The organism is Bacillus cereus group sp. N8 (genome assembly GCF_016483685.1).
Classification (GTDB): Bacteria; Bacillota; Bacilli; order Bacillales; family Bacillaceae_G; genus Bacillus_A; species Bacillus_A proteolyticus.
This window is the reverse complement of record NZ_JAEHBK010000063.1, coordinates 1-13071: the sequence shown is the minus strand read 5'-3', so window position 1 is coordinate 13071 and position 13071 is coordinate 1. Positions and strand designations below refer to the sequence as shown.

Here is a 13071-nt window from a genome sequence, read left to right as displayed (position 1 = left end):
TTAAAGAACTTACACTAGATCTTTAGAAAAAAGAAAAAATCTCACATGAAATTAAACTTATATAAGCTTAGCTTGATGGGCATGTGGCGGTATCCCTTCTTTAAGTTTATTAAAATACTTTCTACAATTTTTACCGAAGTTATTACTTAAAATCTCCTTTTATTACGATGCCCTCTCCCTCCTTCTCTCCAAAAATGTAATGCTCTCAATCACTACATCAGTTCTATATATTCTCTTTCCTTGTTCATCATCGTAATTACTCGTATGAATACGCCCTGTAATCCCAACAAGTGAGCCCTTCGTACAATATTCTGTTACATTTTCCGCCGACCTTCGCCAAACAACATATCTCCATAAATATGTACTTAAACTTCATGTACATATTTATCCCTATTCAACACTCTAAAAACAAGTAAATTCTAAACTTTAAGAAATTATTGTTGTACACAAAAAAGCGACAATATATTATAGATTTATACACATATCTTTCGACCAAATCCGTAAAGATAATGTACAGAATTATGTGATTGGGGGGACGGAAAAAAATGATTACTCTACAATTAGAAAATTATAAGTTTTTCTCTATTCCTGTTTGGTTAGAATGGAATACTTCAAGTAAAGGTGATATAACACATAAGAAATTCTCAATTATTGGACTTAAAGAAACTTCAAATGACATACACATTACACATCCATTAAGCGACTTTATACTAAGCAATTGGAAATATAATGCTTACAATACCCAAAGAAAACATTGTAATAATACGGTTTCTTTTCTAAACTACTTATTAACTAACAAGAAACTGTTAGGGATTAATACTCTAAAAGAATTAAAACTAGTACATGGAAATGATTTTCTTAATAATCTATCTCGCAAAGAAAGAACAGTAGGTACTGTTAAAGATGTTGAAAGAACACTAACATTATTTTATATATGGCTACAAAAGAAAGGATGCTTACCAAAAGTAAACGAAACCCTTTTTATAAAAAAAGAGACTTATCAAGGAACATCTTATTTCCAATCCCCTTTTGAAGTCATCTATCCCACCAAAACAGTCTCAAAGAAAGAACATATGTTACCAGCAAAGTACATTCCACTATTATTAGAAATCGCAGTCCTAAAAACAAAGCCAATAGCATTAGGAGTTTATCTCCAAATATTCGGCGGCTTGAGAAGAGGTGAGGTCGTCAATTTGAAACGTTCAAACTTAAAAAGAAAATTAAATACTGGAGATTTTCTACTCACTCTAAAAAACCAAAATTTCAGAAAGGATATTAAAGATCATTCTGGATCCAGTAGCGTAAAAAAGCCTAGAGATCAGGCCGTTCTACAGATATTTGACTGGGGAAAGATCCTTTTTGCAGATCATATTAATTTATATAAAGATCATACTGACTCAGGTGCTCTTTTTATAAATAGGGACGGAAAAGCTATGTCAGGAAAAAGTTACAGTCAATATTTTAATAAACTAAAACATAATTTTATAAATTTCTTAAAAACATACGGTAACTCAGAAGAAAAAATCCTAGCGAATCATTTACTCCTTGCAGATTGGTCTACTCATATAGGACGAGGGACTTTCACTAACCTTATTGCCGAAAATACAGATAATCCTCTAGAAATAGCTTTTCATCGTGGTGATGACAATTTATTATCATCTTTAACATATATGGTTAAGACCGATAGAATGAGAAAAAAAATCGAAGATAAATTCGATAATATGCATGAGAATTATCTCCCCCGCCTTATTGATAGAAATAAATTTAATTAATATCATATTCCCTTCAAAAAAGAGGTGAACAAATGTCTACTGAAAATAATAGTGAACTCCAATACATAACTGTACCGGAATTTAGTAAGTCATTAGGAATTCACGAAGCTACAGCTTATAGATATATTAAAAGAGGGCTTATTTCAAATATAAAAAACATTAAAGGACATATATATATCCATATAGACGAAATAGAAAAAACAAAAGAAAAAGCTAACCTGAATCCTGTTGACGATAGAAACTCCTACCTAACAACGTATGAAGTATTTGAAGTTTTAAAAAAAGACGGTTTGTGTATACGAGGAATATCATGGATTCAAAAAAAGGTTTCCAGTGGATTAATAAAAAGATATATGAAATTCAAAAATAAACTTTATATTCATAAAGAAGAAATAAAAACACTAAAGGATTACTATTTCGAACATTATAATTCGAATATTCCGTCACAGGAAATTGAGGATTACTATACAATTAATGAACTTAGCCTAGAACTAGGAATATCAAAAAAACAAATTCATAAATACATATATGAAAATAAAATCAACGCTTTTAAATTCCTTCATGCTAAAGGAAGTATATTTTTTCTAAAGTCTCATTTATCATTAATCAAAGAAAAGATCGGCTATATAGATAAATATACCCCTAAAGAATATCTTTCCATCCAAGAACTAATCAGTCAACTTGAAAAACATAAAATTCATGTGAATGGTAGCTCAATCCGATACCTAATATATAGAAAGAGAATACCAAATTATATAATGCATTTAAATAAATACTATTTTCATAAAAACGAACTCAGCCAGTTTTTAAATTATTTTGCCAAAAAAGGAAATTACGGACATACTACCCATACAGAAACACGGGAACAAAAACCAAAACAAGAAAAAGAAAAAAAACAAAAACAAGAAAAAAACAAACCTACGACAAATTTCTTAACTGTTAAACAAGCATCAGAAAAACTACAAGCTCCACCAATTTGGCTAAGAGGGCTGTTAAAAGACTACTTCCCTAATTCAAAAAAAGTTCCTGCATCTGGTGGATACCATTGGCTAGTATCAAAAACTGATATAGCTAATTTCCAAAAAGAATACTACTACAATCATAAAACAAGAATGCTACATTTAATTGATCATTACGATTTGAATACCCTACGCTCTATTTCAGGATTTACATTCGATAAACTACGTTTAGATATAAAAAAAGGCCTATTGACAGGTGCTATAAAAATAAATAATAGGCTCTTTATCCCTATCCAAAATGCAAATAAGTATTTAGAAAGTCTACAATATGTATTAGATACTGTTTACGATACACATAAAGCTTTAGAAGACTTATTAAAACATTATAATAACCATCCCCCTTCCAGTGATTTTATAAAAACATCATCTTTTTATAAAAAATGGGTGGAAATCAAGATTAATTCCAGCAATGCAAGACCATTTTCCTTAAGAGGCTATACATTAAACTTTATTAACTTATATGATAAAATGCTTTCTAATTTCCATGGGGAAATATGGACCATTTCGGATGCTAAAATAGAGCTTTTTCTTTCTAATAGATCCTTATCTAATGAACTTAAAAAAATTTTCGTTCAATTCTTAACATATTGTGATAATCAAAATGGAATAAATAGAGAAAAAAAATATTTGTACTACTACGCAAAAAAGGAAAGTACTTATTCAGAAAAAAAAATATACTCATTTGAAATTTATCACCAGTATTATACTCATGTTCAAAACATTGAAATGCATATTACTCACGCTACTACATGTAGATACTATGCCAATATGTGGGCATACACAACAATTCTTCTCACCAATAATTGGAGAGGAATAGATATTGTTCATGAATTCCCTTCTATAGAACTGGATTCTATAAGAGCAGACAAGTTATCTTGGTTCAAAACCAATAAATTAACCATAGAAGAATCACAAAGTATTATTAATCAACTTTATATTAAACTTCGAAACGCCGTAGCAAACAAAGTTTCTGTACTTTATAACTTCTATGTATCTCCAAACTTAATAGAAAGCTTAGCGCATTCACTTGTCATTTCTGAACTTCATAAAAGAAATATACAAAATCACACCGCCCTTCCTGAAAACTCTCGTATACTTGGTACTTTCTTTTTTGGCAAAAAAATTGTATCAGCCCGAGTATCTGGAAAGGATCAGCATTTAAACTTTTTTAATCCCTCTCCTCAATTAAAAGATTTTGACTGTTTAGTTATGAATAGAAGTACCATGACTTATCTTTTTTATTCAATCTTAGAAGAAGATGGTGAAGATGCTGATTTAGCCCTAGAAATTACAAAAAACACTAGATCACACAAAAATTCAGATACAACTGCTATTTACATTCAAGCCAAAAATAAAGATGGCAGCATAAATAGCGTGTCAGTAAACTTGTTAAATCGTGGTATGTTTGGATGGTTATACAACTATATTTTACTTAGATTAAAAGAAGATATACAAAATGGACAAACAATTGAAGAACGAACCGATACTATTAAAGAGCTACGTAATTCTATTTCACCTATCGAACTAGAAAAATGGGCGATGTTTTTACAGAATATTCACACCAAAAAAACCAGTGTTATAGATGAAATCAAGCATCTTCCAATAGAAGAACTGAAAACACTCGCAATAAAATTATTTACAAATCAAATACCCTCAAAAGAAAAAACGGGACAATGCCTTGTATACCCTAATTGTAAAAGAAAAAATCTAAAAACATGTTATTCTTGTGAGTATTTTATTCCTGAAAAAATGGTGTTAATTGAAGCCATTAGTGAACTTAAAAGGTTAACAAGTTCATTAGAGAACAGCAAATATGATGCTATTAGAAAAAGGGATTCTTTTTTTCTGCTCAATATTATTTTGTTAATTGACGAAGCAATTAAAGCTTTTGGTATTGATGTAGTCAATTCTTTTCTTCCTTTAATAGAAAAAACAATAATATTAGAGAAAGTTAAACAACACTTACTGTTATAAAAAATACTATGTAAAGGGATATATATTATGCAATTAAAAAAGATAATAAATATGGGGAACACGCCAATAGCCGTTACTGAATCTATAACTTACAATGATATTAATGTACCCAAATTCGAAAATATATTTAACGATTTACTTAACAATGGATATATAATGGCAAAATCTTTTGATGATGATGAATGGCTTATTCCATGTAATATCCAAAATACACCTTTTAAGCTACCATTTCATAAATTATTTTCATATAAAAAATTACGTACCATTATTAAATGCTATCTTTTATTACGGCGTGCTTCAGGTATCTCGCCATCAACTATAGAAACTGAATTCAATATACTTAGGAAAATAACTTTAGCAACCGAGGGAATAACCTCCACAGATCAATTCGAAAAATTACTTTCTAGTTTCAGCAAACCTTGGGCTTCAACATTAGCACTTGTACTTAAAGAGTTCTTAAAATTTTCACAGCTGCCAGGACATGAAAAATACATAGAAATATGCGATTCATTCCCTTCACCTAAATGGAAAAATAGAGATTTGCCCAATTTTTATCATGTCCTGCTTTTTGATGAAATAATTAATGATTTTAAATATAAGGTGGTTCTACCTAAATACCATAAATATTACCCTGTAATTTTATGGTGGACTATTACAAATATTATTCCCATGAGACCCAATGAATTTTTAAGAATGAAATATAATTGTCTACCTGAAATAACTGATGGTAAAAAATGGATTGTTATTCCTAGATCAAAACAAAAGTTTGATAGCCCCGAACAACAAGAATATTTTCAACATATTCTTATTACTGATGATATATATAAGGCGATTAAAGATTTTCAATATGTTTTGGACACGTATAACATTCATTCGGATAATCTATTCCCACAAGAATTTTATTGTCAGTTTTTTTCTAGAAGTATTAAGAGACCCTCAAATAGAATTATAAAACATCAATTTCAAACTTTACTGAATAACTTTTATACAGAAATAGTTGAACAGATGTATTCACAGTACTCTTTAGATAAGATTTCTCCAGGTGATACAAGGCATTTTGCAATCATTAATATGTTCTTACAAGGATTTAATGTTTTATCCATCGCCAGATTAGCTGGGCAAACAACTATACAACATGCGTCAAACTATTATTCTCACGCCAAATTATTTGCTCAATCATATGTATACAGACTTACTCAAACTATAGTTGAAAAACAAGCTCAAAACAAAATGTCTGGTGGCTTTTTGGGAACTAAAAGAAAAATTTTTGATAACAGAATATTATATTCACCTAAAAACTCAGACCAGTACCAGAAAGTTGATTATGGCTACTGCACTGATAAAAATTTTCCTAATAATTGCGTTGAGGATTGTAGAATATGTGTTAATCATTACTTTTTCAGTCCATCTATCGATGAATATGACGAGGCGATTAAGTGGTTAGAATCCTACTCAAGGGATTTAGAAAATAGAATCAATGATCATCTTGAATATATTAAAGAATTTAGTTTATCGAAGTCACATGAACGAGTGAACTATCACGAGTCTCTTCTAACTAAACATTCTAGACAACTATTAAAGTATATGGACCACAAGGCTATTGTTGATGCAAAGTTTATAGAGGAGTGAAAGAACTGATGCTAAAAGGAAGACAAAAAAACTCAGGGCGGCCTAGAATTTTTACTGATCAGGAATTAAAAGAACTTGCATTAGAAGTTAAAAATAGATTAGGACACGTACATCTAACTTATTCTCTTCTTGAAAAAGAGACTGGCATTGGAAGAAACACCTGGAAGAGAAGATTAGAAAAAACTATAGCTGAATTAAATAAACCTATTTATCGAACAATTGGTTTAAGCGAAGATGATGAGGTATATTTTCCGAATATAGAACAAATCTTTGAAATTTATAAGGGTAATACTCCTAAAATTATTAATGCACTTCATGGATTTGAGACAATGTTTATTAAATTGTATGAAGAGCTCCATACCTTAAAAAAAGATGAACAAAAAGTTATCCATATAAAGCAAATTGCTGTTGAAAAAGATTTACAAATTAAGAAGCTTAAAGTACAAGTTGAGCATTATAAAAACCTTTACGATCAATTAACTATTTCTAGTTCTTTCCCTCACTTACAAGAAAAAACAGGGCTCAAAGACAATTTGTTAGATTTCAACGCTAGCATTGATAAAAACAGTAGCTTAACAAATTTTAAAACCCTATTCAAAACTTCTAAAGACTCAATAGAACCCTCAGAAAAAAGTGATTTAGAGGAACCTATTAATAAACTACAAGAGATGTTTCCTGATTTTTTCAATGAAAAATAAAAGAGAACATGTACCAAACAAAAAGAATCCATTTTTTAAAATGGATTCTTTTATAATACAATTTTATATATTATTAAGGAGAACATTTTATAACAGTTCTCAAACCAAATAACTGAACTATTTTTATCCTACACTCTCTAACAATATAGATTTTACGCATCAACTGGATTATCAAACAAATCTGCATACGTTTTTACTTCTGGTAATCGGTGGAGGCGAATATACTCTTTCCATTCATCAAGACTATTACCCACAACATCTATTTTATTTTTACATATATTCGCAACCAGACCAGCAATGCTTGCAAGTAATTCAAAATCCTCTAGTGTTGACACTTCTATATGCCCTTTGTTGATTCCCTCTAAATAACTATTAACATATTGAATAATTATCTTATAATCGTTATCCTCAAATATAACTGATGTATTTTTCAATGTATAATAAATGGACTTAATCGTTATTTTTCGTACTTTTTTTGATCCATACCTCATCATATTAAACATTTCTCGCTTTATGGCATTTGCATCTTCTACAATTTCACCTTTATCAATAAATATTAGATAATCATTTAAGACCTCTGTTGTTGCTTTTACTTTATTAATATCACTGTCCCACAATCCATTTAAAACTTTTTCTATTGAATAATTGATGTTAATACTTAGCCTTTGCAAACATGGCACTAAATAGATCGATAAATCTGGTCTTTTTTCATGGATTTTATAAAAGATTTGATTTGCTTTATTTCTATCGTTCTCATCCAAATACTCTTTAGGTATAGTACCCCATATGTTATTTTTAAGAGCTACTATCACTGATATTAAATAAATTTCTGGATCCCTGAAAACTGAATCTCTCTTATCATATTCTCTTAATAGCCCCTCTTTCTGACTTTCCCACCAAACATAAAACTTTTCCAACCACTGCTTATATATTTCACGTTCAGGTATTTGTTTTTCTTTGCTACCTACATAGTCAACAAAAATTCCTGATAGCTCTTGAAAATAATGGCTCAACCCTAAACCGTATGACCATGTACCTTTACTATAAAATTGCGGTATATTTTTCTTCAAAAACTCCTCTTGTTCTTCTTTACTTGATACTTCGTTGGAATAAATAATTTTATCAAAAGCGTTGCTAAAAATAAAATCACTAATTCCATGTTTTCTCTCTTTTGAAAGCCCTTGAATTTTAGATATAAACTGCTTATAGTAGCTTTCAGGTAGACTCTTAGTTATCGCGAGGAATGTTAGCCTAATCAATGCACTTTCTCGTATACTATAATCGACCTCATCATTAAGCTTTTTTAATAATAGTTCTAATTGTTCTTCTGAAATTTCTAGATTAAATATATCTTTTGTTTTCTCAAAAATTATAAGTAGAGGTTCAAAAAACATATTCTGATACATCGAGTTATCAGCATAACTTTGAGTTTTTATTTCAGTATTTATTAATTGTTCACAAAAAACTTTAGATTGTTCTCTATTTTTAGCAAAGAAAATTCTCCGAATAAGTTTTACCAGAATTTCCTTATCATTTACCTCATAGCTTTCTTTTCCACTTATAAACCTCAATACCTCGTTATCTATTTCTTTCTGTGTTTCAACTGATAAAGCAAAATATATTCTTGATAAAACTTCTAATGCTATATTGACAGTCATTATTGGTCTCTTTTCACAAGATATTACATTTTTCAATATTATTACTAAAATGTCTAAATTTTTTTTATCCAATGAATATACATCTTCTCTAGAATATATTTCATCTATCTTTTTCACTGTTATATAGTTCAGTCTTTTAATCTGTGAATAGTATGGATAAATTTCCTTAATATTTTTAAGGGCTAAAATATATTGGGACTCATCATTTATAGTGAGACCATACATTTCTTGCATTTGTAAAACTGCATATGAATCTAAAAGCTCCTGTTTCATATAGTCACCAAATTGCATAGTGGATCTCTTAGTACCCAAATCAAACCCTTTCTTCTCTTTTTTACCTAGGGTGTATTCATACATTTTAATTGATATAATTGTTCGATCAAATTCCTTGTTTGCATCACAATACTTTCCGGCTAGATATCTTAATCTATCATACCCATAATCCCATTCCTGTGTAATTCTCTTTCGATTATGAAGCGCTACGCTTTCTAATGATAGTAATCGATAATCATCTGGCTTTATAGATAGTAACTTTCGAATAGTTTGTAAATATTCTTCAAACATTTTCTTTGCTTTATCTTTACCATTGATTCTTGTAATAACTCTCGCTTTCTTAATGCCCCATTCAATTTCTTTTGATCCCACATTCCATTGTTGCAGCAAATTTTCTACGGTTTTAATATCACCAAAATTCAAATGATAAAGTACTTTTTCATAAATTAAATAGTGTTGTTGCTCTTTATCTAAAGTCAGGTTTTCTAATAAATCTTGGTACTTCTTAAAGTTGTTTTGGTCGCAATCCAGCCTAGCTTCTTTCAATAAGCGAAGAATTAATGGGTATAACATTTTATTAATTTTATTTTGTTTATCAACTAGATTTTGAAGCTCTTTATGTATATCATACTCAAATGGAATCGAAAATTTTTCATAGCACCATAAAATTTCATTCAGATAAGCAAATACTTCGCTTTGTAATTCCTTTTTTCCAAGATTAATTAAAAAATCTCTTCCCACACTACGAATATTTGTTGAATGTTTTCTTCTAATTTCATCTGGCATTACAATCCAACCTGGATAAGTTTTACGATTATATTCCAAATCTGAGATATCTAAATTAGATTTATTATATTTACGATGCGGCCATTTCATTTTTTCTTCTCTTTCTTTATATTCCAAAAATCCGAATACATCTGTAAACATTTGCTGGAATGGATTTTCATGCCCACGATAAATACACTCAAAATCAATTAGTGTAATCCCTTTATTTGCAAGATTAGATTCACGATCTTTTTGCCCGTAACCAATCATATAGATTTTCGGCATATGTTCACCCAAGTTTTGCGAAACCCACGTGGTCCATCTTTCGAAATTTGGATCATCCCCGGAAAATCCTATTAATACAAACACAGTTTCCATTATAGATTGTTGGACCATGTTTACAAACGGACTAAAATTCTTTGGATATTTCTCATAATCATTCGATGTAAAAACAAACGGTCTATTTGCAGGGAAACTACCATGCAATTTAATAATACGCGGCTGCACAGAACTAGGGATATCACTAATATCATAAATAACTTGATAATTACGCTCATATACGTGTTTTTTAGCTCTTTCTAATAACGTATCATAATTTGTCGTATAAATATCAGTCCAAGGGAGTTTTAATAGTTGGTAATGTAATTCATCTGGTTCATAATTTTCATCTGGTATAGCTTTTTTCAAAATCTCATCCAAACCTGATCTACCATATTCTTTTACATAAATTTGTCCAATATCTAATACATCTTCATTTTCTATATTTTCATGATGACTTAAATCTTGGATTAACCTTTTCTTTAAGTCTGGCCAAACAGCCATTCCCTCCATAGATTCTTCAATTTTTTGGGCATTCAAACTAAAACCAGCACCCACCATGACAGAGACACGACTTTTCCCTTCACTTGCCCATAATTTTTCTCTTATATTTTTAAGATGTGGATACATGTCTAACTTCTCTTTATATAATCTTTCAATTTCTACACTCATATATAACTCTCCTATTATAAATTTAAAATTATTCATTTATATCCAATATTACATTTATCCAATGCAATATTCCCTAATAATATATAAATATCACTTTATTATTTTACTGTTAATCACCATTTTTATCCAACTTTATATTTTAATTAATGTTGCTTTTAAATAAAGTTATGATGTTTATAAAAAAGATGCGATGTTTCAAAGAAAGTTGCGGTAAAAAAAGAAATTACTCCTTTATTTAAAAAGAGTAATTTCTTTTTTTATCATTTAAATATATTTTAACTCTATTATAAAAGAGCCTAAATCATAGCCTGTTTTTATTATAGCTATAGCTGAAATTAGGGCTAATGAATATTTAACAAATGAATTTTTTAGGGATTGCTGTATATTTTTCATATTATAAAACTCCATTCTCGATTTAATCAACACCATTTATTGTAGTCTCATTTTGAGAAATCATAACTTTTAAATGCTCTGTTATGACCTTCATTTTATCAATAGCATATCTAATTAGACTCAATATGTCTTCTTCTATATTTAGTCCTTTTCTAAATGTTTCGCCCAAATTATCAATATTCTCAATATCACTGTTTTCAAAATCAAAATTAATTCTTGTAAACGTCATAACATAATCAGCCGTTTCAATATTTTCTATCATTTCTTTCATTAAAGTTTTATGATATTCCTTTGTCTTTTGAATATCCTCAAATACTACATTTTTACCAAATCCAAATCTTGAGAATTCTTTATATGTTGTTTCTAAAGGATGAGCAATTATATATGATCTAATCGCTTTGAAATAATCATATTTATCCTTATTTATACTTTCAACACCATAAAACTCGTCTTTGTTGTTCTTTTTATCATAGACTGTTAATGATTTTAACAAATATTCTATTGATGTTAATATTTTGTCTGAAACTGATATTAATTCATACACATTAATATCATCATTTTTATTGTTTATATCTTGCAAAGCATAATTTATAACTGCTCTAGCTGACATAATTTTTGTGTTTCTTTCAAAATGTTCATTTGCGTCTTTTTCAAAGTAATCATTACACACTTGATTAAATTCATCAAATGCTTCTCTATTAATTTTCACTAATAATCAAACCCCTCTATTAAATTATTGTTATAATATATATTTATAATTTATTATATTTAATTTTTTATCAAAAATATTTTTTTAATGTATTATGCTCACCAAATTTTTACTGAAATTTTGAATTAAGCTGTTCTCCCCTTTTAATTATAGAATTCTAAGTGAATTTTAATCAAACATTTTTATAAAAAAGAATATTTATTTGAATAGAAAAGACTCCATTTTGATTAATCTTTTTTCAAAACGGAGTCTTCTTATCTACCATATAATATGGGTTTGTGAAGCTTTTTAATTAAACTTTATTTCAAATCAACAATTAAGCCTATTATTAACAACACAAATATATGAAAAGCTAATCTAATTAATTATAAGTCATTTACCTTATAGGAAATAATTTATAAATTATAATTTAATTTCTCCTCATAATTTTTCAATAATTCATTTCCAGATGAAAGTAGATCTTTCAGATATCTATCTTCTAAGATATCCCCTAACACTTCTAACCTACCTATATTCTTATATACACTCTTTAGATTAATATGCTGTTCGTTTTTGTATATTTGATTAATCAATTCAATATATTCTCTTGTAATACACTTAAATTGCTCATTAACATAGTCCTGTGATATTTTTAAAACTCCATCCCTTTCTTCATCTTTATTCCCTTTAGACGAGATCTGCAACCCACTGTCCAATACCTTTTTTAAATAAAAATAAAATCCTGCAGTCTCTTTACACCTTTCAATTGATTTAATAACATTCACACTAAATTCTGTTTCATCAAAATTATATAGAGATTTATAGAAAAGATAAATGTCTTCAATCTCCAATAGCATTTCTGCACTTAAAGAATCTACCATTTTATTACTTTTCAATAAATATTCTCTTAACATTTCAGGAATTTCAATTTTTCTTAAAGTATCACTTATTGTTACATTCATGTTTTGAATTTCATCCTCTTTTAAAATAAAAATTATCATTTAACATTATAGACCATAACACTATTCGTGACTATAGTCTACAATGATTCATTAAATCTATTTTATGAGTTAAAGATTCTTAAATTCAATATTTTAGCTTATCACCAACAAAATACCTTAGTTAAAATTTAACTTGTACAGAGATAATAAAGTTGTTTAATTTACAATAAAGTCATTTAAAAAATAATATAGTTGTTTAAAAATCCTTCTT

7 protein-coding genes and 1 pseudogene are annotated in these 13071 nt (G+C 28.6%); 4 read left to right on the top strand and 4 right to left on the bottom strand.

Annotated features, from left to right (window positions below; genetic code table 11):
- Positions 1–162 precede the first annotated feature (162 nt).
- Positions 163–345, bottom strand: a pseudogene (locus JDS80_RS29455) (single-stranded DNA-binding protein); the annotation flags it as partial.
- A 200-nt stretch (positions 346–545) separates the two neighbouring features.
- Between JDS80_RS29455 and JDS80_RS29450 the strand changes: the two are divergent.
- Genes JDS80_RS29450 through JDS80_RS29435 form a run of 4 tightly spaced genes read left to right on the top strand, consistent with a single transcriptional unit; the run spans position 546 to position 7092 of the window.
- A complete protein-coding gene (locus tag JDS80_RS29450) occupies positions 546–1772 on the top strand; it encodes a hypothetical protein (RefSeq protein ID WP_199640683.1) in 1227 nt (408 codons plus the stop codon).
- Positions 1773–1804: 32 nt separating this feature from the next.
- Entirely contained in the window at positions 1805–4765 is a 2961-nt protein-coding gene (locus JDS80_RS29445) for a helix-turn-helix domain-containing protein (protein WP_199640682.1), read from the top strand.
- Between the two features lie 27 nt (positions 4766–4792).
- Positions 4793–6394, top strand: a complete 1602-nt coding sequence (locus tag JDS80_RS29440) for a site-specific integrase (RefSeq protein ID WP_048560519.1) — start codon at positions 4793–4795, stop codon at positions 6392–6394.
- 8 nt (positions 6395–6402) lie between these two features.
- Positions 6403–7092 (top strand): hypothetical protein, encoded by a 690-nt coding sequence (locus JDS80_RS29435; RefSeq protein ID WP_048560518.1) that lies wholly within the window; start codon positions 6403–6405, stop codon positions 7090–7092.
- A 152-nt stretch (positions 7093–7244) separates the two neighbouring features.
- On the opposite strand, the gene JDS80_RS29430 is transcribed toward JDS80_RS29435, so the two are convergent.
- The 3 genes from JDS80_RS29430 to JDS80_RS29420 form a co-directional block, all read right to left on the bottom strand.
- On the bottom strand, positions 7245–10778 hold the full coding sequence (locus tag JDS80_RS29430; RefSeq protein WP_161798654.1) for an SIR2 family NAD-dependent protein deacylase: 3534 nt from the start codon (positions 10776–10778) through the stop codon (positions 7245–7247).
- A 415-nt stretch (positions 10779–11193) separates the two neighbouring features.
- A complete protein-coding gene (locus JDS80_RS29425; RefSeq protein ID WP_098587142.1) occupies positions 11194–11880 on the bottom strand; it encodes a hypothetical protein in 687 nt (228 codons plus the stop codon).
- 395 nt (positions 11881–12275) lie between these two features.
- Positions 12276–12821 carry a hypothetical protein gene (locus JDS80_RS29420; protein WP_239661429.1) on the bottom strand — a complete coding sequence of 182 codons (546 nt, stop codon included), beginning with the start codon at positions 12819–12821 and terminating at the stop codon, positions 12276–12278.
- Positions 12822–13071: the final 250 nt, after the last annotated feature.